Annotated in this window: 19 protein-coding genes and 2 pseudogenes; 19 read left to right on the top strand and 2 right to left on the bottom strand. The window is 72.9% G+C overall.

Annotation, left to right across the window (positions count from 1 at the left end; translation table 11 throughout):
• Positions 1-14: 14 nt before the first annotated feature.
• Positions 15-1,196 carry a methionine adenosyltransferase gene (gene metK, locus QM792_RS17395; RefSeq protein WP_415151359.1) on the bottom strand — a complete coding sequence of 394 codons (1,182 nt, stop codon included), beginning with the start codon at positions 1,194-1,196 and terminating at the stop codon, positions 15-17.
• Between the two features lie 132 nt (positions 1,197-1,328).
• On the opposite strand from metK, the gene QM792_RS17390 reads away from it, so the two are divergent.
• The 6 genes from QM792_RS17390 (at position 1,329) to QM792_RS17365 (ending at position 6,817) form a co-directional block, all read left to right on the top strand.
• Positions 1,329-2,189 carry a lysophospholipid acyltransferase family protein gene (locus tag QM792_RS17390; protein ID WP_415151358.1) on the top strand — a complete coding sequence of 287 codons (861 nt, stop codon included), beginning with the start codon at positions 1,329-1,331 and terminating at the stop codon, positions 2,187-2,189.
• Positions 2,189-3,076 (top strand): lipid A biosynthesis acyltransferase, encoded by an 888-nt coding sequence (locus QM792_RS17385; RefSeq protein WP_415151357.1) that lies wholly within the window; start codon positions 2,189-2,191, stop codon positions 3,074-3,076. The genes QM792_RS17390 and QM792_RS17385 overlap by 1 nt, the downstream gene beginning before the upstream one ends.
• 22 nt (positions 3,077-3,098) lie before the next feature.
• A complete protein-coding gene (gene dapF / locus QM792_RS17380) occupies positions 3,099-3,953 on the top strand; it encodes a diaminopimelate epimerase (RefSeq protein WP_415151356.1) in 855 nt (284 codons plus the stop codon).
• An 85-nt stretch (positions 3,954-4,038) separates the two neighbouring features.
• Positions 4,039-4,716, top strand: a complete 678-nt coding sequence (locus tag QM792_RS17375; protein ID WP_415151355.1) for a DUF484 family protein — start codon at positions 4,039-4,041, stop codon at positions 4,714-4,716.
• The gene (locus QM792_RS17370) at positions 4,716-5,639 is read left to right on the top strand and encodes a tyrosine recombinase XerC (protein ID WP_415151354.1); all 924 of its coding nucleotides are present in this window, start codon (positions 4,716-4,718) and stop codon (positions 5,637-5,639) included. Before QM792_RS17375 ends, QM792_RS17370 begins: the two co-directional genes overlap by 1 nt.
• A complete protein-coding gene (locus QM792_RS17365) occupies positions 5,636-6,817 on the top strand; it encodes a class I SAM-dependent rRNA methyltransferase (RefSeq protein WP_415151353.1) in 1,182 nt (393 codons plus the stop codon). Before QM792_RS17370 ends, QM792_RS17365 begins: the two co-directional genes overlap by 4 nt.
• A 2-nt stretch (positions 6,818-6,819) precedes the next feature.
• Here the strand turns inward: QM792_RS17365 and QM792_RS17360 are convergent, their stop codons facing one another.
• On the bottom strand, positions 6,820-7,311 hold the full coding sequence (locus QM792_RS17360; protein ID WP_415151352.1) for an Lrp/AsnC family transcriptional regulator: 492 nt from the start codon (positions 7,309-7,311) through the stop codon (positions 6,820-6,822).
• Positions 7,312-7,462: 151 nt separating this feature from the next.
• On the opposite strand from QM792_RS17360, the gene glmS reads away from it, so the two are divergent.
• The 13 genes and pseudogenes from glmS (at position 7,463) to QM792_RS17295 (ending at position 19,680) form a co-directional block, all read left to right on the top strand.
• Positions 7,463-9,331, top strand: coding sequence for a glutamine--fructose-6-phosphate transaminase (isomerizing) (gene glmS / locus QM792_RS17355; protein ID WP_415151351.1), 1,869 nt, complete (start codon positions 7,463-7,465; stop codon positions 9,329-9,331).
• Between the two features lie 149 nt (positions 9,332-9,480).
• The gene (locus QM792_RS17350; RefSeq protein WP_415151350.1) at positions 9,481-10,161 is read left to right on the top strand and encodes a DUF6683 family protein; all 681 of its coding nucleotides are present in this window, start codon (positions 9,481-9,483) and stop codon (positions 10,159-10,161) included.
• A 3-nt stretch (positions 10,162-10,164) separates the two neighbouring features.
• A pseudogene (locus tag QM792_RS17345) lies at positions 10,165-10,521 on the top strand (bifunctional adenosylcobinamide kinase/adenosylcobinamide-phosphate guanylyltransferase); the annotation flags it as partial.
• A gap of 79 nt (positions 10,522-10,600) precedes the next feature.
• Positions 10,601-10,762, top strand: coding sequence for a bifunctional adenosylcobinamide kinase/adenosylcobinamide-phosphate guanylyltransferase (locus QM792_RS17340; protein ID WP_415151656.1), 162 nt, complete (start codon positions 10,601-10,603; stop codon positions 10,760-10,762).
• Positions 10,738-11,664, top strand: coding sequence for an ABC transporter substrate-binding protein (locus tag QM792_RS17335; RefSeq protein WP_415151655.1), 927 nt, complete (start codon positions 10,738-10,740; stop codon positions 11,662-11,664). Before QM792_RS17340 ends, QM792_RS17335 begins: the two co-directional genes overlap by 25 nt.
• The gene (locus tag QM792_RS17330) at positions 11,661-12,728 is read left to right on the top strand and encodes a FecCD family ABC transporter permease (protein ID WP_415151349.1); all 1,068 of its coding nucleotides are present in this window, start codon (positions 11,661-11,663) and stop codon (positions 12,726-12,728) included. The genes QM792_RS17335 and QM792_RS17330 overlap by 4 nt, the downstream gene beginning before the upstream one ends.
• Positions 12,728-13,528, top strand: coding sequence for an ABC transporter ATP-binding protein (locus QM792_RS17325; protein ID WP_415151654.1), 801 nt, complete (start codon positions 12,728-12,730; stop codon positions 13,526-13,528). Before QM792_RS17330 ends, QM792_RS17325 begins: the two co-directional genes overlap by 1 nt.
• Positions 13,529-13,537: 9 nt before the next feature.
• Positions 13,538-14,605, top strand: a complete 1,068-nt coding sequence (cobT, locus tag QM792_RS17320; protein ID WP_415151348.1) for a nicotinate-nucleotide--dimethylbenzimidazole phosphoribosyltransferase — start codon at positions 13,538-13,540, stop codon at positions 14,603-14,605.
• Entirely contained in the window at positions 14,602-15,396 is a 795-nt protein-coding gene (cobS, locus tag QM792_RS17315) for an adenosylcobinamide-GDP ribazoletransferase (protein ID WP_415151347.1), read from the top strand. The genes cobT and cobS overlap by 4 nt, the downstream gene beginning before the upstream one ends.
• Complete coding sequence (locus QM792_RS17310; protein WP_415151346.1) at positions 15,384-15,947, top strand: histidine phosphatase family protein; 564 nt, start codon at positions 15,384-15,386, stop codon at positions 15,945-15,947. Before cobS ends, QM792_RS17310 begins: the two co-directional genes overlap by 13 nt.
• Positions 15,944-16,633 carry a 2'-5' RNA ligase family protein gene (locus QM792_RS17305; protein ID WP_415151345.1) on the top strand — a complete coding sequence of 230 codons (690 nt, stop codon included), beginning with the start codon at positions 15,944-15,946 and terminating at the stop codon, positions 16,631-16,633. The genes QM792_RS17310 and QM792_RS17305 overlap by 4 nt, the downstream gene beginning before the upstream one ends.
• A gap of 90 nt (positions 16,634-16,723) precedes the next feature.
• A pseudogene (locus tag QM792_RS17300) lies at positions 16,724-18,982 on the top strand (ribonucleoside triphosphate reductase).
• On the top strand, positions 18,979-19,680 hold the full coding sequence (locus QM792_RS17295; RefSeq protein ID WP_415151344.1) for an anaerobic ribonucleoside-triphosphate reductase activating protein: 702 nt from the start codon (positions 18,979-18,981) through the stop codon (positions 19,678-19,680). Before QM792_RS17300 ends, QM792_RS17295 begins: the two are co-directional and overlap by 4 nt.
• The last annotated feature ends 12 nt before the right edge of the window (positions 19,681-19,692 follow it).

Genomic DNA, 19,692 nt, shown 5'->3' with positions numbered 1-19,692 from the left:
CGCGCTTGCCGGCCTTACAGGCCGGCCGCCGCACGCAGCGCCTGGGCCTTGTCGGTCCGCTCCCACGAAAACTCCGGCTCCTCGCGCCCGAAGTGCCCGTAGGCCGCGGTCTTTTCGTAGATCGGGCGCAGCAGGTCCAGCATCTGGATGATGCCCTTGGGGCGCAGGTCGAAGTGCTCGGCCACCAGCTTGCCGATCTGGTCGTCGCTCAGCTTGCCGGTGCCTTCGGTGTAGACGGTGATGTTCATCGGCCTGGCCACGCCGATCGCATACGCCACCTGCACCTGGCACTGGCGCGCCAGGCCGGCGGCCACCACGTTCTTGGCGACGTAGCGCGCGGCATAGGCGGCCGAGCGGTCGACCTTGCTCGGATCCTTGCCCGAGAACGCGCCGCCGCCGTGCGGGCAGGCGCCGCCGTAGGTGTCGACGATGATCTTGCGCCCGGTCAGGCCGCAATCGCCCTGCGGGCCGCCGATCACGAAGCGCCCGGTCGGGTTGACGAGGTAGCGCGTGTCCTTCAGCCATTCCTTGGGCAGCACCGGCTTGATGATCTCCTCGATCACCGCCTCGTAGAAGCTCGGCTTCAGCCTGGTGGCCGACTCGCTCTGGTCGGGGTGGTGCTGGGTGGACAGCACCACCGTGTCGATCGAGTGCGGCTTGCCGTCGATGTAGCGCATCGTCACCTGGCTCTTGGCGTCGGGGCGCAGGAAGGGCAGCCGGCCGTCCTTGCGCAGTTGCGCCTGGCGCTCGACGAGGCGGTGCGCGTAGTAGATCGGCGCGGGCATCAGCTCGGGCGTCTCGTCGCAGGCGTAGCCGAACATCAGGCCCTGGTCGCCGGCGCCGGTGTTCAGGTGGTCGTCGCTGGCGTGGTCCACGCCCTGGGCGATGTCGTTGCTCTGCTTGTCGTAGGCCACCAGCACCGCGCAGCCCTTGTAGTCGATGCCGTAGTCGGTGTTGTCGTAGCCGATGCGCTTGATCGTGTCGCGCGCCACCTGGATGTAGTCGACGTGCGCGTTGGTGGTGATCTCGCCGGCCAGCACCACCAGGCCGGTGTTGGTCAGCGTCTCGGCGGCCACGCGCGAGCGCGGGTCCTGCTTGAAGATCGCGTCGAGGATGGCGTCCGAGATCTGGTCGGCGACCTTGTCGGGGTGGCCCTCGGAGACGGATTCGGACGTGAAAAGGAAGTCGTTCGACACTCTTAAACTCCAGTCAGGTTGCACTTGCGTTGCCGGCCTGGGAATCTGGAGGAGCGGCGAACGCTTTAGCGGGATTTGTGAGTCGCCCCGCAAGTAGTTCAGTAACTCGGCGACGCGGCGATTATAGGAAAGATGATCCGACTGTTCCGCTGGCTCTCGGGCCGTTCCCTGGCATTTGCGCACGCGCTGGGCACGCTGGTCGGCTGGCTCGGCTACTGGCTCTCGCCCACCTACCGCGGCCGCTTCGACGCGCACGTGGCCCGCGCCGGCATCGGCGCGGCGGCCTCGCGCGCGGCCGTCGCCGAGGCCGGCCGCATGGCGATGGAACTGCCCTTCCTGTGGCTGCGCCCGGTGGGCAGGCCGCTGGCCGACTTCACGCGCATCGAGGGCGCCGAATGGGTCGACGCCGCCCACGCCGCCGGCCGCGGCGTGCTGCTGCTGACGCCGCACCTGGGCTGCTTCGAGATCTGCGCGCAGGCTTATGCCGAGCGCTTCGCGCCGCAGTACGGGCCGGTCACCGTGCTCTACCGCCCCGCCCGCAAGGCCTGGCTGAGGGAGGTGATGGAAGCCTCGCGCGCGCGCGAAGGCCTGGCCACCGCGCCGGCCACGCTGGCCGGCGTGCGCCAGATGATCCGCGCGCTGCGCCGCGGCGAGGCCGTCGGCCTGCTGCCCGACCAGGTGCCGCCCGAGGGCCAGGGTGAATGGGCGCCGTTCTTCGGCCAGCGCGCCTACACGATGACGCTGGCCGCGCGCCTGGCGCAGCAGACCGGCGCGGCGCTGCTGCTGGTGTGGGGCGAGCGGCTGCCGCGCGGCCGGGGTTACGTGGTGCGCTTCCAGCCGATGACCGAAGCCCTGCCGGCCGACCCGGCGGCGCAGGCAGAATCCGCGGCCATCGTGAACCGCGCCATGGAACACCTGATCCGCCAGCGCCCGCAGCAGTACCTGTGGGGCTACCACCGCTACAAGGCGCCGCGCGCCGCGGCGAGCGAGTGATGTTGCAGCGCCTGGCGACGCGGCTGCTGCTCGGCGCGCTGTGGCTGCTCCACTGGCTGCCGCTGCCGGCGCAGGCGGCGTTCGGGCGCGGCCTGGGCGCGCTGCTGTACCGCGTCGCCGGCGCGCGGCGGCGCATCGCGCTGCGCAACCTCGAGCTGTGCTTCCCGGAGAAGACGCCGGCCGAGCGCGAGGCGCTGGCGCGCGAGCATTTCGGCTGGCTGGGGCGCAGCATCGTCGAGCGCGGCCTGCTGTGGTGGGCGCCGCGCGAGCGGTTGATGAAGCTGATCCACGTCGAGGGCGAGGTCGACCTGGCCGAGCGCAGCGAGCGCCCGGTGATGTGGCTGGTGCCGCACTTCATGGCGCTGGACGTGGCCGGCGCGGCGGTGCTGCTGTTCCAGAAGCGGCGCGGCGCCTCGATCTACCAGCGCCAGAGCAACCCGGTGATGGACGCGGTGATGCGCCGCGGCCGCCTGCGCCTGGGCAACGCGGTGGTCTTTCCGCGCAGCGATTCGGCCAAGCCGCTGATCCGCGAAATCAGGCAGGGCACCGGCTTCTTCAACCTGCCCGACATGGATTTCGGCAAGCGCGACGCCGCCTTCGTGCCCTTCTTCGGCGTCAGCGCGGCGACGCTGCTGGCGCCCTCGCGCATGGCCCGGCTGCTCGACATGGCGGTGCAGCCGGTGCTGGCCGAGATGCTGCCCGGCGGGCAGGGCTACCGCGTGCGCTTCCTGCCGCCGTGGGCCGACTTCCCCAGCGACGACGCGCTCGCCGACACCGCGCGCATGAACCGCTGGATCGAGGCGCAGATCCGCGAGAACCCGGCGCAGTACCTGTGGGTGCACAAGCGCTTCAAGACGCGGCCGGACGGCGAGCCGGCGCTGTACTGAGAGCGCCCATAATCGGAGCCCGATGAAGCTCCACTTCACCAAGATGCAGGGCGCGGGCAACGACTTCGTCGTGCTGGACGCCACGCGCGCGCCGCTCGCGCTGACGGGCGAGCAGTACCGCCGCCTCGGCGACCGCCGCTTCGGCGTCGGCGCCGACCAGATCCTGGTCGTCGAGAAGAGCGCCACGCCGGGCGTGGACTTCCGCTACCGCATCTTCAACGGCGGCAGCGGCGACGAAGTCGAGCACTGCGGCAACGGCGCGCGCTGCTTCGTGCGCTTCGTGCGCGACAAGGGGCTGACGGACAAGCGCGTCGTGCGCGTCGAGACGACGAACAACCTGCTCGAACTGCGCGCGCAGGACGACGGCCGTGTCACCGTCGACATGAACACGCCGGTGTTCGACCTCGCGCGTGTGCCCTTCGCCGCGCAGGGGCTGGCGCCGCGCGCGTGCAACGGCTTCGAGCTGTGGCCGCTCGACCTCGGCGACTACGCCGCCGAGGTGGCGGTGCTGTCGATGGGCAACCCGCACGCGGTGCAGTTCGTGCACGACGTCGATGCCGCGCTGGTCGCGCAGCAGGGCCCGGCGATCGAGACGCACGCGCGTTTTCCGCGCCACGTCAACGCCGGCTTCGTGCAGGTGCTCTCGCGCGGCCGCATCCGGCTGCGCGTGCACGAGCGCGGCGCCGGCGAGACGCTGGCCTGCGGCACCGGCGCCTGCGCGGCGGTGGTGGCGGGCGTGCGGCTCGGGCTGCTGGACGCCCAGGTCGACGTCGAGACGCGCGGCGGCGTGCTCACCATCGAGTGGGCCGGCGGCGACGCGCATGTGTTCATGACGGGGCCGGCCGAGACCGTCTTCGAAGGAGAGATCGAACTATGAGGCTGGCCGAGCGCCGGGCCGTTCCCAAGCCGGCCAGCATCCCCTTGGGGGATCGGCCGGCGTATTCGCCGGACGAGGGGCAGACATGAGCATTCAGGGGATCACCGAAGCGGACATCGCCAACTATCTCGCCAACAACCCGGCCTTCTTCGAGCGCCACGCCGAGCTGCTCGCCTCCGTGCAGCTCACCAGCCCGCACGGCCAGCGCGCGGTGTCGCTGCAGGAGCGGCAGATGGAAATGCTGCGCGACAAGATCAAGGGCCTGGAGGGCAAGATCATCGAGATGATCCGCAACGGGCAGGAGAACGTCGCCATCGCCGAGCGCCTGCACCGCTGGACGCGCACGCTGATGCTCACCGCCGACGCCGCCGCGCTGCCCGAGGCGCTGACGCGCGAGCTGATGCACCAGTTCATGATCCCGCAGTCGGGCATCCGCGTCTGGGGCGCCGACGCGGCCTTCGCCGCGCAGCCCTTCGCGCAGGCCGTCAGCAAGGACGTGCAAAGCCTCGCCGCCAGCCTGACGCTGCCCTACTGCGGCGTGAACAGCGGATTCGAGGCGGCGCAGTGGCTGGACGACCCGGCCTCGGCGATGTCGATCGCGATGCTGCCGCTGCGCCACGGCGGCGGCGTCGGGGCCTTCGGCATGCTGGTGCTGGCCTCGCCCGACCCGACACGCTACACCGCCGAGATGGGCACCGAGTTCCTGCAGCGCATCGGCGAGCTGGCCAGCGCGTCGCTGTCGCGCCTGTTGCCGGCGGGCTGATGGACGACGACATCGCGCGGCACCTCGTCCACCTCGAGGTGGAGCGCCGGCTCGCGCCGCGCACGCTGGCGATCTATCGCGACGCCTTCGAGCGGCTGCGCGCCTTCACCGAGAAACACGCGGTGCCGCTGCGCGAGGTGCAGGTGCACCACGTGCGCCGCTGGGCCGCGCAGTTGCACGCGCAAGGCCTCGCGCCGCGCAGCATCGCGCTGGTGCTGTCGGCTTGGCGCGGCCTGTACCGCTGGCTGGGGCGCGACGCGCTGGTGGCGCTCAACCCGGTCGAGGGCGTGCGCGCGCCCAAGGCGGCCAAGCCGCTGCCCAAGGCGCTGCCGGTCGACCAGGCGATGGCGCTGGCCGACCACCATGCGCCGCCCGAGGAAGCCGGCGACGCGCGCCTGGACGCGCGCGACCACTGCATCGTCGAGCTGCTGTACGGCTGCGGGCTGCGCGTCGGCGAGCTGACCGGGCTGGACGTAGGCGCCTCGGCGCAGGCGGCCGGCTGGATCGACGCGGCCGACGCCAGCGCGCACGTGCTCGGCAAGGGCAGCAAGCGGCGCAGCGTGCCGGTGGGCGCGGCGGCCTTGAGCGCCTTGCGGCGCTGGCTCGAGCTGCGCGGCGAGATCGCACAGCCGGGCGAGCCGGCGCTGTTCGTCAGCCAGCGCGGCACGCGGCTGACCGCCAGCCAGTTGCGCTCGCGCCTGAAGCGCCGCGCCATCCAGGCCGGGCTGCCGACGCACGTGCATCCGCACATGCTGCGCCACTCCTTCGCCTCGCACCTGCTGCAGTCGAGCGGCGACCTGCGCGCGGTGCAGGAACTGCTGGGCCACGCCGACATCAGCACCACGCAGGTCTACACGCGGCTCGACTTCGGGCATCTGTCCAAGGTCTACGACGCCGCGCATCCGCGCGCCCGGCGCAAATGAAGGCCGTCACGCTGCGCGAGGGCAAGGAGCGCTCGCTGCTGCGCCGCCACCCCTGGGTGTTCCAGGGCTCGGTCGACAAGGGCAAGGCCGACGCCGGCGAGACCGTGCGCGTGCAGGACGCCGCCGGCCGCTTCCTCGCCTGGGCCGCGTTCAGCCCCAGTTCGATGATCCGCGTGCGCGCCTGGAGCTTCGACGAGGCCGAGCGCATCGACGAGGCCTTCTTCGAGCGCCGCATCGCCAGGGCGCTGGCGCTGCGCGCGCGGCTGCCGATCGCCAGCGACGGCGTGCGCCTGGTCCACGGCGAGGCCGACGGGCTGCCGGGGCTGATCGTCGACCGCTATGGCGATCTGCTGTCGGCGCAGTTCCTCTCCGCCGGCACCGAGCGCTGGAAGGCCACGCTCGCCGAGCTGCTGCTGAAGGCCACCGGCTGCACGCGCCTGTACGAACGCAGCGACTCCGGCGTGCGCAAGCTCGAAGGCCTGGCGCCGGCCGCCGGCTGGCTGCGCGGCGCGGGCGACACCGAGGTGACGATCCGCGAGCACGACTGGCGCCTCACGCTCGACGTGGCCGAGGGCCACAAGACCGGCTTCTATCTCGACCAGCGCGACAACCGCAAGCTGTTCGCCGACACCGTTCGCCACTTCGGCCTGAAGCGCGTGCTGAACTGCTACTGCTACACCGGCGGCTTCAGCGTCGCGGCGCTGGCCGGCGGCGCGCAGCGGGTGGTGAGCGTCGATTCGTCGGCGCCGGCGCTGGCGCGCGCCACGGCGCACGTCGCGCTCAACGGCTTCGACGCTTCGCGCCACGAGGCGCGCGACGCCGACGTCAACCAGACGCTGCGCGACGCGCTGAAAAACGGCGAGGCCTTCGACGCCATCGTGCTCGACCCGCCCAAGTTCGCGCCCACCGCCGCGCACGCCGAACGCGCCGCGCGCGCCTACAAGGACATCAACCGCCTCGCGCTCAAGCTGCTGGCGCCGGGCGGCGCGCTGTTCACCTTCTCGTGCTCGGGCGGCGTGGGCACCGAGCTGTTCCACAAGATCGTCGCCGGCGCGGGCATGGACGCCGGCGTCGACGGCGCGATCTACGCCCGCGTGGCCGCCGCGCCCGACCACCCTCAGACGCTGGTGTTCCCCGAGGGCGAGTACCTCAAGGGGCTGGTGGTCCTGAAGTCGTAGCGTCAGCCGGCCCTCGGCAGCGCGATCGACGGCTCGAACTTCGCGCGCGAGACGCTGAAGAAGGCCTTCACGTTGCGCACGTTGGCGTCCTGCGTGAACAGGCGCTGCACCAGCGCGTGGTAGGCCGGCATGTCGGCCACCTGCAGGATCAGCAGGAAGTCGGGCCCCGGCGAGACGCGGTAGCACTGGCGCACCGCCTCGTCGGCCACCGCGCGCGCCTCGAACGCGGCGAGGTGCTCGGCGCCCTGGCGGTCCAGCGTGACCTCGACGATCGCCGTCAGCCCCGCGCCCAGCCTGGCGGGAGACAGCAGCACCACCTGGCGCTCGATCACGCCCGCGTCCACCAGCCGCTTGACGCGCCGCAGGCAGGTGGCCGGCGAGGTGTGCACCGCCGCGGCAAGCGCCTGGTTGGTGAGCGAGGCGTCGCGCTGGAGCTGGTCGAGGATGCGCAGGTCGGTGGCATCCAGGGCGACCGGATCGGTGATTTCAGTCACAAATCAATCCTCAATGAATAAATTCTTCACCCGGTTCGCGGGGTGGCGAAATATTGCATTGATGAACGAAGATTGCAATCAATCAACTGAGGGGCTTGCCTAGGATTCGGCCCCGTCATCCCTCCCTCCCTTTTCCCGGAAGCTCAACACCATGTGCGGAATCGTCGGCGCCGTCTCCACGAAGAACATCGTCCCCGTGCTGCTCGAAGGCCTGCGCCGGCTCGAGTACCGCGGCTACGACTCCTGCGGCGTGGCCGTGCACCAGGGCGGCGAGCTGAAGCGCGCGCGCAGCACCTCGCGCGTGGCCGAGCTGGAGGCCAACGTGAAGGCCGAAGACGTGCAGGGCGGCACCGGCATCGCCCACACGCGCTGGGCCACGCACGGCGCGCCGGCGGTGCACAACGCGCACCCGCACTTCTCGCACGGCCCGAGCGCCAAGCAGGCCAGCGCGGGCCGCATCGCCCTCGTGCACAACGGCATCATCGAGAACCACGACGAGCTGCGCGCCGAGCTGAAGGCCAAGGGCTACGAGTTCAGCAGCCAGACCGACACCGAGGTGATCGCGCACCTGGTCGACCGCCTGTACGAAGGCGACCTGCTCGACGCCGTGCAGCGCGCCGTGGTGCATCTGCGCGGCGCCTACGCGATCGCGGTGTTCTGCCGCGACGAACCGCACCGCGTGGTCGGCGCGCGCGAAGGCTCGCCGCTGGTGCTGGGCATCGGCACCGGCGAGCGCGCCGGCGAGAACTTCCTCGCCAGCGACGCGATGGCGCTGGCCGGCGTGACCGACCAGATCGTCTACCTGGAAGAAGGCGACGTCGTCGACCTGCAGCTCGGCAAGACCTGGATCACGCACGCCGACGCCAGCGGCGCCTTCAAGCCGGCGGCGCGCGAGGTGCGCACCGTGCAGGCCCACACCGGCGCGGCCGAGCTGGGCCCGTACCGCCACTACATGCAGAAGGAGATCTTCGAGCAGCCGCGCGCCATCGCCGACACGCTCGACGCGGTGGAAGGCATCACGCCCGAGCTGTTCGGCGACGGCGCGTACAAGGTCTTCAAGGAGATCGACAAGGTGCTGATCCTCGCCTGCGGCACCAGCTACTACAGCGGCTCGACCGCGAAGTACTGGCTGGAGAGCATCGCGAAGATCCCCACCAGCGTGGAGATCGCCAGCGAGTACCGCTACCGCGACAGCGTGCCCGATGCGCGCACCCTCGTCGTGACCATCTCGCAAAGCGGCGAGACCGCCGACACGCTGGCCGCGCTGAAGCACGCACGCGGCATGGGCATGAAGCACACGCTGACGGTGTGCAACGTCAGCACCAGCGCGATGGTGCGCGAGTGCGAGTTCGCCTACATCACGCGCGCCGGCGCCGAGATCGGCGTGGCCTCGACCAAGGCCTTCACGACGCAGCTCGTCGGCCTGTTCCTGCTGACGCTGGCGCTGGCGCAGGTGCGCGGCCACCTCGGCGACGAACAGGAAGCCCAGCACCTGAAGGATCTGCGCCACCTGCCGGTGGCGGTGCAGGCGGTGCTGGCGCTGGAGCCGCAGGTGGTGGCCTGGAGCGAGGCCTTCGCGCGCAAGGAGAACGCGCTGTTCCTCGGCCGCGGGCTGCACTACCCGATCGCGCTGGAAGGCGCGCTCAAGCTCAAGGAGATCAGCTACATCCACGCCGAGGCCTACCCCGCCGGCGAACTGAAGCACGGCCCGCTGGCGCTGGTGACCAGCGCGATGCCGGTGGTGACGGTGGCGCCCAACGACGCGCTGGTCGACAAGCTCAAGAGCAACATGCAGGAAGTGCGCGCGCGCGGCGGCGAGCTGTTCGTGTTCGCCGACAGCGACACGCACATCGAGTCGGGCGAGGGCATCCACGTGATCCGCATGCCCGAGCACTACGGCGCGCTCTCGCCGATCCTGCACGTGGTGCCGCTGCAGTTGCTGGCGTATCACACGGCCTGCGCGCGCGGGACGGACGTGGACAAGCCGCGCAACCTGGCCAAGAGCGTCACCGTCGAATGACGAAGAACACGCGGGCTTGAGGCGTTGGCCGCGTGCCATCGCGCGCGCGACTTCGAGGCCCAGGTCGCCGAAGCAGGTGAGATGGCCCCGATCATCAACGAGGTAGCATCCCAGCGGCCCCGCCAGGGCTTCTTCCGGAGGTGTGTGCCATGCGTGGTCCGCGTCGTTTTGCCTGGCTGCTGTTGCTGATCCTGCCCGTGCTGGCGCGCGCCTACGGGCCGATGTACGACATGGGCAACCTGGGCATCCTGGATTCGTCGTGGTACTACCAGGCCATCCAGTACGACATCGCGTTGAAGAGTCAGCCCGAGCGGCCCGCCGAGGAACGCTCGAAGCTCGTCACCGCGCCGTCGTCCGCCGTGTCGATGCCGGCCAGGTTGGCGGCGGGCTATCCGCCGGCCAGCCGCGCGCAGGCCGAAGCCACCTTCCGATCGCTGCTGCGGTCTTATGCCGACATCGAGAAGCGGTTCTCGATTCCTCCCGGTGATCTGGGCGGCGCGGCCGCGGCATTCGTTGCCGGCTGCGTCATGGCCATGCATGGCGCGGACTTCCCCGACGAACACTTCGCCCCGCTGGTCGACCAGATGCGCACCGCCGTGGCGGCGGTGCCCGGCTTCGCCAGGCTGTCGGAGCGTGACAGGCGCGAGGCCTACGAACAACTGGCCATCATCGGCATGTTCATGGCGAGCACGCAGATGGCGCTGAAGTCCCGGCCGGACGCCGCCCTGGCGCAGCGCACGCGCGATGCCGCGCGCCGCTATCTGGGCCAATTCGTCAAGGGCGATGTCACGCGGCTTTCGGTGGGGGCGAAGGGTTTGGTGCTGAGGTAGGCCATGACCCCCCCAGCGCACGAACTGATCCTCGGCGGCGCCAAGTGCGGCAAGTCGCGCACGGCCGAAGGCCGGGCCGCGCATTGGCTGGCCGGGGCGCGCGGCCGGTCGGCCGTGCTGGTGGCCACCGCGCTGCCGGCCGAACTCACCGGCGACGACGAGATGGGCGCGCGCATCGCGCGGCACCGGGCCGATCGCGCCGCGCGCCTGCCCGCGCTGCGGACGGTGGAGGCGCCTCGGCGGCTGGGCCGCGTGCTGCGTGAGTTGTCGGACCCGCAGCGCCTCGTCGTCGTCGATTGCCTGACCCTGTGGCTGACACAATGCCTGATGCCGCCGGCGGCGCCGGCCGACGGCGGCGCGGGCCAGCCGCCGCCGGACTGGGCGCAGGAGCGCGACGAACTGCTCGACGCCCTGCAGGCCGAGCCGTTCGCCGGTGGTGATGGTTTCCAACGAGATCGGATGGGGGGTGATGCCGGTGTCCCGGGAGGTGCGAGCCGTTGTCGATGCGCTGGGTCTGCTGCACCAGGCGGTGGCCGAACGCTGCGCGCGCGTGACGCTGATGGTGGCCGGCGTCGAATGGCCGGTGAAGGGGCCGCGATGACTTTTCCGGCTCGCCGGCTGCGCCGGGCGCGGCATGCGCTGGCGGGCGCGCTGCTCGTCGTGTTCGCCGCCGCGGCGGCGGCGCAGGCCGTCGTCGTGCGCGACGACGCCGGCACCGAGCACCGCTTCGCCGCGCCGCCGCGCCGCATCGTCACGATGCTGCCGTCCTTCACCGCGACGGTCTGGGTGCTGGGCGCGGGCCCGCGGCTGGTGGGCGTGGACCGCTATTCCGACTGGCCGGCGGAGCTGGCGGGGCTTCCGCGCCTGGGCGGCCTCGAGGATGCGCAGATCGAGGCCATCGCGGCGCTGAAGCCCGATGCGATCCTGGCCTCGACCTCGTCGCGCGCGATGGAGCGGCTCGAGGCGCTGGGCTTCACGATCGTGCGCCTGAAGTCGGACAGCTACGCCGACGTGCGGCGCAGCCTCGAGCTCGTCGCCCGCCTGCTCGGCACGCCGCAGGCCGGCGCGGCGGAGTGGGATCGCCTGATGCGCGAGGTCGACGCGGCGGCGGCGCGTGTGCCCGCGCCGATGCGCGGCCGGCGTGTGTACTTCGAGATCGCCGGCGGCCCCTATGCCGCCGGCGCGCAGTCGTTCATCGGCGAGACGCTGTCGCGCCTGGGCATGGTGAACATCGTGCCGCCGGAGCTGGGGCCGTTTCCCAAGCTCAATCCGGAGTACGTCGTGCGCGCGCGGCCGCAGGTCATCCTGGGCGTCGCGCGCGAGCAGGCCGGGCTGGTGGCGCGGCCCGGCTGGGGCGCGCTGGCCGCGGTGCGCGACAAGCGCCTGTGCGGCTTCGAGACGCCGCAGTACGAGATGCTGATCCAGCCCGGCCCGCGCATGGGCGAGGCGGCCCGGCTGCTGGCCGACTGCTTCGTGCGCCTGAATTCGGAGACGGCGCGGTGAGCCACGCCGTCCGCGACGCCTCGGCCGTCGCGCCGGATGCCGGGGCCGTCGCGGACGCGGCAACGCGCCGGCGGCTGGCCGGCTGGATCGTGCTGGCCATCGCGCTCGGCCTGGCCGCCGGCCTGGCCACCGGCCCGATGGGCTTCTCGCCTCGTGCCTTGTGGGCCGACGTGGCCAGCGGCGACGCCGCGCTGCTGCTGGGCCAGATCCGCGCCCCGCGCACGCTGGGCGCGGCGCTGGTCGGCGCGCTGCTCGGCCTGGCGGGCGCGGTGGCCCAGGGCCTGTTCCGCAATCCGCTGGCCGATCCGTACCTGCTCGGCGGCGCCTCGGGCGCCGGGCTCGGCGTGGTGCTGGTGCTGGCCGCCGCGGCGCTGGCCGGCGCCAACCACATCAGCCTGGGCGCGGTGGCGTGGCTCGAGCGTGTCGGCCTGGTCGGCGCGGCCTTCACCGGCGCGCTGGCCGGCGTGTCGCTGACGCTGATGCTGGCGCGCGGCGCGGCGCACACCTTGCGCCTGCTGCTGGGCGGCGTGGTCGTCGGCGTGCTGCTGGGGGCGGTCGGCGAGCTGATCACCATCGTGTCGCCCGAGTCGCTGCGCGGCCGGCAGGCGTTCCTGCTCGGCAGCACCAGCTTCCTGGGCTGGAACGCGCTGGCGCTGATGAGCGCCGGCTTCGTGCTGGTGGCGTTCCTGGCACAGCGCTACGCCCGCGCGCTGGACGCGCTGACGCTGGGCGAGGACAGCGCGGCCAGCCTGGGCCTCGACGTGGCGCGCGCGCGCCTCGCGCTGGTGCTGCTGCTGAGCCTGGCGACGGCCCTGGCCGTTTCGCAGGCCGGGCTGGTGGCCTTCGTCGGGCTGGTGGCGCCGCACCTGGTGCGCCGCCACGCGCCCGGCATGCACGCCTGGCTGCTGCTGGCCAGCGCCGGCATGGGCGCGGCCCTGCTGCTGTGGGCCGACGTGGTCTCGCGCGCGCTGGTCGCGCCGGAGGAGCTGCCGGTCGGCGTCGTCACGGCCGTGCTGGGCGGCGGCTACCTGATCTGGCTGCTGAAGCAGCGCACGGGCTCGTGATGACCGTGCTGCGCGCCGTCGAGCTGCGCGTGCGCCTGGGGCGCCGCGAGGTGCTGCAAGGCCTGAGCTTCGAGGTGGGCGCGGGCTGGACGGCGCTGGTCGGGCCCAACGGGGCGGGCAAGTCCACGCTGCTGCGTGCGCTGGCCGGCCTGCAGACGCCGGCCGCCGGCCAGGTGCTGCTCACCGCCGAACGCGGTGCGCCGGGCGCTGATCTGAGCCGCATGCCGGCGGCGGCGCGCGCGCGCCATGTCGCCTGGCTCGCGCAGCAGGGCGAAGTCACCGGCGAGCTGAGCGTGCGCGAGACGGTCGAGCTCGGCCGCATCGCGCAGCTCGGCCTGCTCGGAACGCCGGGCCCTGCGGACCATGCCGCCGTCGACCACGCGATGGCGCTGACCGAGTGCCTGCCCTGGCGCGACCGCCGCCTGCACGAGCTGTCGGGCGGCGAGCGCCAGCGTGTGCTGCTGGCCCGCGTGCTGGCCACCGGCGCGCCGCTGCTGCTGCTCGACGAGCCGACCACCCACCTCGACGCGCCGCACCAGGTGGCGCTGGCGCGGCTGTTCCGCCGCCTGGCGCACGACGCCGCGCAGCCGCGCGCGGTGCTCAGCGTGCTGCACGACCTGCCGATCGCCTTGCAGGCCGACCGGCTGCTGGTGCTGGACGCCGGCACGCTGCGCGCCGACGGCCCGCCGTCCGAGCCGGCGGTGCAGGCGGCGCTGGTGCGTGTCTTCGGCGGCGCCATCCGCATCGACAGCGACGCCGCCGGCCGGCCGCGCGTGAGCCTGGCGCTCGACGCCGCCTGAGAGCGCGCCATGCACGACGACTTCGAACCCACGCTCGCGCCCGCACCGCTCGGCGACGCGGCGCTGCGCGGCCGGGTGCAGGCGGCGCTGGACGCCAAGACCAAGCCGCGCGGCGCGCTGGGCCGGCTGGAGGCGCTGGCCTTGCAGCTCGCGCTGATCCAGCGCAGCGAAGCGCCCGCGCTGCGCCAGCCGCAGCTCGTGGTCTTCGCCGCCGACCACGGCATCGCCGCGCGGGGCGTGTCGGCCTACCCGGCCGAGGTGACGCGCCAGATGGTGCTCAACTTCCTGGCCGGCGGCGCCGCCGTCTCGGTGCTGGCGCGCCAGCACGGCCTCGCGCTGACGGTGGCCGACTGCGGCGTGGCCGCCGAGTTCGACGCGCATCCGATGCTGGCCAGCCTGAAGGTGGACGGCGCGCGCCACGGCTCGGCCGATTCGAGCCGGGGCCCGGCGCTGAGCGAGGCGCAGTGCCGCGCCGCCATCGTCCAGGGCCGGCGGCTGGTGGCCGCGCTGCCGGGCAACGCGCTGCTGCTCGGCGAGATGGGCATCGCCAACAGCTCGGCCGCCGCGCTGCTGATGGCGCGGCTCACCGGCGAGCCGCTCGCGGCCTGCGCCGGGCGCGGCACCGGTCTGGACGACGCCGGGCTGGCGCGCAAGCACGCCGTGCTGAACGCGGCGCTGGCGGCCAACGCCGGCGCGAACGCGCCCTTGCAGGCGCTGGCCGCGCTGGGCGGGCTGGAGATCGCCGCGATGGTGGGCGCGGTTCAGCAGGCCGCCGCCGATGGGCGCGTGATCGTGGTCGACGGCTTCATCACCACCGCGGCCGTCGCGGTGGCCGCGGCGCTGCAAGCCGGCATCCTGGCGCACTGCGTGTTCTCGCACTGCTCGCAGGAGACCGGGCACGCGCCGTGGCTGCGCCACCTGGGCGTGCGCGCACTGCTCGACCTCGACCTGCGGCTCGGCGAAGGCTCGGGCGCGGCGCTGGCCTGGCCGCTGCTGGAATCGGCCTGCCGCGTGCTGGCCGAGATGGCGAGCTTCGAGACGGCGGGCGTCAGCCGGGCCGGCGGGGGCGCGGCGTGACGGCGCGCTGGCGCCGCGAATGGCGGCTGGTCTGCATGGCCGTGCAGTTCCTGACCCGGCTGCCGGCGCCGGCTGGCGCCGCCTTCGAGCCGGCGCTGATGCGGCACGCCGCGCGCCACTTCCCGCTGGTGGGCGCGCTGGTGGGCGCCTTCGGCGCGGCGCTGGCGCTGGCGGCCGGCGCGCTGTGGCCGCCCGCCGTGGCCGCCGCGCTGGCGGTGGCCGGCACCGTGTGGCTCACCGCCGCTTTTCACGAGGACGGGCTGGCCGACACCTTCGACGCGCTGCTCGGCGCCGCGCCGCGCGACAAGGCGCTGGCCATCATGAAGGACTCGCGCATCGGCAGCTACGGCGCCGCCGCGCTGCTTCTCGGCCTGCTGCTGCGCGTGCTGCTGCTGGCCGAGCTGCTGGCGCGCGCGCCGCTGGCCGCGGCGGCCGCGTTCGTCGCCTGCCATGCGGCGGGGCGCGCGCTGGCGGTGGCGCTGATGGCCTCGCTGCCCTATGCGCGCGAGGGCTCGCAGCAGGCCGGCGCCGCCGTGCGCGACGTGACTGGCTTCGATGTCGCCTGGGCCGTCGCCAGCGGCGTGCTCGCGCTGGCGCTGGCGGCGTCGGTGCAACCCGCCGCGTGGCCGGCCGCCGTGGCCGCCGTTGGCGTGCTGGCGCTGCTGCTGCTCGTGCTGCGCGGCTGGCTGCGGCGCCGTCTCGGCGGCTATACCGGCGACACCCTGGGCGCCGCGGAGCAGTTCGGCGAGCTGGCCGTGCTGCTGGTCTTTGCCGCGCCATGGGCGCGCTGACGGCCGGCGTGCTGCATGCCTGGCGGCACCCGCGCGTGGCCGGCGCGCAGGGCCTGTGCGTCGGCCGCACCGACCTGGGCGTCGACGCCCGGCGCGCCAAGCGCCAGGCGCACCGCCTGCGCGCGTTCGCGCGCCGCCACGGGCTGCCGCGCATCGTCGTCACCTCGGCGCTGCGCCGCAGCCGCGACGTGGGCCGCTGGCTGGCGCGCTGGGGCTGGCGGCATCACATCGACGCCGCGCTCGCCGAACTCGATTTCGGGCACTGGGACGGCCGCCCCTGGTCGGCCGTGCCGCGCGAGGAATTCGACGCCTGGTGCGCCGACTTCGCGCAAGCCGCGCCCGGCGGCGGCGAGACCGTCGCGGCGCTGTTGCGGCGCGTGCGCGGTTTCGACCCCGGCGACGCGCGGCTCGTCGTGACGCACGGCGGCTGGCTGTCCGCCGCGCTGTGGCTGCGCGACCATGGCGGCGCGCCGCCGTCGAGCGCGCAATGGCCCGCCGCGCCGCGGCACGGCCAGCGCGTCGAGCTGCCGCTGGCGGGCGACACGCGGTGAGCGGCAGGCCCGGGCAGGGGCTCACGCTGGCCAGCGAGCCGCGCGACTTTCCCGACTGGCACCTCGGCCGGCCGCGCTTCGCGCTGTGGGCCATCGCGCTCGACGACGCCGACGTGGACACGCGCCTGGCCCGCGTCCGCGAGGCGCTCGGTGGCCTGCTGCTGGCGGGCTACCGGCGCCAGCCGCACCTCACCGTGCAGGTGTGCGGCTTTCCGGTCGCGGCGCCGGCGCGGCACGACGACTTCGGCGCGGGCCGGCTCGAAGCCCAGCTCGACGCGCTGGCGCGTTCGCGCGCCGCGCCTTTCGAGCTGCGCATCGGCGACGCCTTCAGCTTCACGTCGGCCGCCTGCCTGTCGGTGCAGGGCGACGCGCTGCCGCCGCTGCGCGCGAGCTTGCAGCGGGCGGCGCCGAGCAGCGATGCCACGCCCTACGTCGCGCACGTCACGGCGGGCCTGTACGCGGGCGCGTGGCCGCTGCGGGAGGTTCACGAGCGCCTGGCGTCGATCCCGCCCGCGCCGGCGCTGCGCGTGCGGGTGCGCGCGCTCGACTGGATGTGCTACGACAGCGCCGACATCGCCGGGCCTTTGCAGACGCTGCTGCGCTTCGATCTCGACGGCGGCGGCGTGCGGGTTGCCGATGCCGCGCTGCTGCGCGCCGTCTTCGGCGCGCGCGGCCCCGCGCGATGAACGTCTGATGCAGCGCAAGCTCGGCGCAGATAGCCGGCATCGGCGCCCCTGAACGCTACCGGTAGTGTCTACCATCTCCCCGAACGCTAGATGTGGGGTACGACGGGAGCACGAATGAACCGCAGCGAGACGACGGAACCGACCCTAGTGGTCAAGCGCGACGGCACGGTCCGTCCCTTCGACCGGACCAAGATCGAGAGCGCGCTGGCGCGCGCCGGCCGCGCCAGCGGCGAGTTCGGCGCGCAGCGCGCCGAGGTGCTGACGCGCGACGGCGTGCTGCCGCGCCTGCGCGCCGCCGGCTCGGCCACGCCGCACATCGAGCGCATCCAGGATGCCGTCGAGGCGGTGCTGTTCGACGCCGGCCACCGCGCCACGCTGCGCGCCTACATCGTCTACCGCGAGCAGCACCGCAAGCTGCGCGACGCGCGCGGCAGCCTGGTCGACGTCGAGGCGTCGATGAACGAGTACCTGCAGCAGACCGACTGGCGCGTCAACGCCAACGCCAACCAGGGTTATTCGCTCGGCGGGCTGATCCTCAACGTGTCGGGCAAGGTGGTGGCCAACTACTGGCTGGACCACGTCTACCCGCCCGAGATCGGCCAGGCGCACCGCGCCGCCGACATCCACATCCACGACCTCGACATGCTCAGCGGCTACTGCGCCGGCTGGTCGCTGCGCACGCTGCTGCACGAGGGGCTGAACGGCGTGCCGGGCAAGGTGGAGGCGGGGCCGCCCCGGCACCTGTCGAGCGCGGTCGGGCAGATCGTCAACTTCCTCGGCACGATGCAGAACGAGTGGGCCGGCGCGCAGGCCTTCAGCTCCTTCGACACCTACCTCGCGCCCTACGTGCGCCAGGACGGCCTGGGCTACGCGCAGGTGCGCCAGTGCATGCAGGAGCTGATCTACAACCTCAACGTGCCCTCGCGCTGGGGCACGCAGACGCCGTTCACCAACCTGACCTTCGACTGGGTGTGCCCGGAAGACCTGCGCGAGCAGGTGCCGGTGATCGCCGGGCGCGAGATGCCGTTCGCCTACGGCGAGCTGCAGGCCGAGATGGACCTGATCAACCGCGCCTACATCGACGTGATGTGCGCCGGCGACGAGAAGGGCCGCGTCTTCACCTTCCCGATCCCGACCTACAACATCACCGCCGACTTCGACTGGGACGGCCCGAACGCGCGCGCGCTGTTCGAGATGACGGCGCGCTACGGCCTGCCGTACTTCCAGAACTTCATCAACTCCGAGCTGAAGCCGAACCAGATCCGCTCGATGTGCTGCCGGCTGCAGCTCGACCTGCGCGAGCTGCTCAAGCGCGGCAACGGCCTGTTCGGCTCGGCCGAGCAGACCGGCTCGCTCGGCGTGGTGACGATCAACTGCGCGCGCCTGGGCCACCTGCACGCCGGCGACGAGGCGGCGCTGCTGGCGCGGCTGGACGAACTGCTCGAACTCGGCCGCCAGAGCCTGGAGATCAAGCGCAAGGTGATCCAGCGCCTGATGGACCAGGGCCTGTTCCCCTACACCCGGCGCTACCTCGGCACGCTGCGCAACCACTTCTCGACGCTGGGCGTGAACGGCATCAACGAGATGATCCGCAACTTCACGCGCGACGCGCACGACATCACCAGCGCGTGGGGCCACGCCTTCGCGGCGCGGCTGCTCGACCACGTGCGCGCGCGCATGGTCGCCTTCCAGGAGGACAGCGGCCACCTCTACAACCTGGAGGCGACGCCGGCCGAAGGCACCACCTACCGCTTCGCCAAGGAAGACCGCAAGCGCTTTCCCGGCATCCTGCAGGCCGGCACGGCGGGCAACCCGTACTACACCAACTCGTCGCAGCTCCCGGTGGGCTTCACCGACGATCCGTTCGAGGCGCTGGAGCGCCAGGACGATCTGCAGCGCAAGTACACCGGCGGCACCGTGCTGCACCTGTACATGCGCGAGCGCCTGTCCAGCGCCGAGGCCTGCCGCGACCTGGTGCGGCGCGCGCTGACGCGCTTCAAGCTGCCCTACGTGACCGTGACGCCGACCTTCTCGATCTGCCCGACGCACGGCTACCTGGCCGGCCACCACGAGTTCTGCCCGAAGTGCGACGCCGAGATCCTGGCGCGCAGGCAGCGCGAACTGGCCTGAACCGTTTTTGCTTCCAGGAGGAGACCCCCGATGACAACCGAACTGCTCGAAACCCCCGTGCCCGCCGCCGCCGTGCAACTGCGCGACGACGAACGCCAGCGCTGCGAGGTGTGGACCCGCGTGATGGGCTACCACCGCCCGGTGGCCTCGTTCAACGTCGGCAAGCGTGGCGAGTTCCAGGAGCGCGTGCACTTCGTGGAGTCGCGCTGCGCCGAATGAGCGCGGCGGGGCTGCGTGTCGGCGGGCTCGCGCCGTTCACCAGCATCGACTACCCCGGCAAGCTCAGCGCCGTGGTGTTCGTGCAGGGCTGCCCGTGGCGCTGCGGCTACTGCCACAACCCGCACCTGCAAGCGCGCGGCGCGGCCACCGGCCCCGCCTGGGCCGAGACGCTGGCGTGGCTGCAACGGCGCGTCGGCCTGCTCGACGCGGTGGTCTTCAGCGGCGGCGAGCCGACCATCGACCCGGCGCTCGGCGCGGCGATGGACGAGGCGCGCGCGCTGGGCCTCGCGATCGGGCTGCACAGCGGCGGCATCCACCCGCGCCGGCTGCGCGAGGTGCTGCCGCGCGCCGACTGGATCGGCCTGGACGTCAAGGCGCCGCTGGACGACGACACGCTGCACGACCGCATCACCGGCGTGGCCGGCAGCGCCGCCGCGGCGCGCGAGGGCCTGGACGCGGTGCTCGACGCGAACATCGCGCACGAAGCCCGCAGCACCGTGCACCCGGCGCTGTTCGACGAGGCCGCGCTGCTGCGTCTGGCCGAGGGGCTGGCGCGGCGCGGCGTGAAGCGCTACGCGGTGCAGATCGCCCGGCCCGCCGGGGCGCTGCGCGCCGTCGCGCCGCCGGGCTGGCCGTCGGCCGGCACGTTGGGGCGGCTGGGCGCGATGTTCGAGGGCTTCGAGCTGCGCGGCGGCTGACTCTTCGCCCTG

Origin of the sequence: Piscinibacter sp., from assembly GCF_047600445.1 — a bacterium.
GTDB lineage: Bacteria > Pseudomonadota > Gammaproteobacteria > Burkholderiales > Burkholderiaceae_C > Piscinibacter.
The sequence above is the reverse complement of the archived record's forward strand: the minus strand, read 5'-3'. Positions and strand labels throughout refer to the sequence as shown.

Bases quoted from the DNA above. Each gene is read 5' to 3' on its own strand.
- QM792_RS17370 (WP_415151354.1), top strand. From the start codon at position 4,716: ATGGACGACGACATCGCGCGGCACCTCGTCCACCTCGAGGTGGAGCGC.
- QM792_RS17375 (WP_415151355.1), top strand. From the start codon at position 4,039: ATGAGCATTCAGGGGATCACCGAAGCGGACATCGCCAACTATCTCGCC.
- QM792_RS17310 (WP_415151346.1), top strand. From the start codon at position 15,384: ATGGGCGCGCTGACGGCCGGCGTGCTGCATGCCTGGCGGCACCCGCGC.
- QM792_RS17390 (WP_415151358.1), top strand. From the start codon at position 1,329: ATGATCCGACTGTTCCGCTGGCTCTCGGGCCGTTCCCTGGCATTTGCG.
- QM792_RS17325 (WP_415151654.1), top strand. From the start codon at position 12,728: ATGACCGTGCTGCGCGCCGTCGAGCTGCGCGTGCGCCTGGGGCGCCGC.
- QM792_RS17295 (WP_415151344.1), top strand. From the start codon at position 18,979: ATGAGCGCGGCGGGGCTGCGTGTCGGCGGGCTCGCGCCGTTCACCAGC.
- glmS (WP_415151351.1), top strand. From the start codon at position 7,463: ATGTGCGGAATCGTCGGCGCCGTCTCCACGAAGAACATCGTCCCCGTG.
- QM792_RS17350 (WP_415151350.1), top strand. From the start codon at position 9,481: ATGCGTGGTCCGCGTCGTTTTGCCTGGCTGCTGTTGCTGATCCTGCCC.
- QM792_RS17385 (WP_415151357.1), top strand. From the start codon at position 2,189: ATGTTGCAGCGCCTGGCGACGCGGCTGCTGCTCGGCGCGCTGTGGCTG.
- cobT (WP_415151348.1), top strand. From the start codon at position 13,538: ATGCACGACGACTTCGAACCCACGCTCGCGCCCGCACCGCTCGGCGAC.
- QM792_RS17335 (WP_415151655.1), top strand. From the start codon at position 10,738: ATGGCCGGTGAAGGGGCCGCGATGACTTTTCCGGCTCGCCGGCTGCGC.
- QM792_RS17365 (WP_415151353.1), top strand. From the start codon at position 5,636: ATGAAGGCCGTCACGCTGCGCGAGGGCAAGGAGCGCTCGCTGCTGCGC.
- QM792_RS17340 (WP_415151656.1), top strand. From the start codon at position 10,601: ATGGTTTCCAACGAGATCGGATGGGGGGTGATGCCGGTGTCCCGGGAG.
- dapF (WP_415151356.1), top strand. From the start codon at position 3,099: ATGAAGCTCCACTTCACCAAGATGCAGGGCGCGGGCAACGACTTCGTC.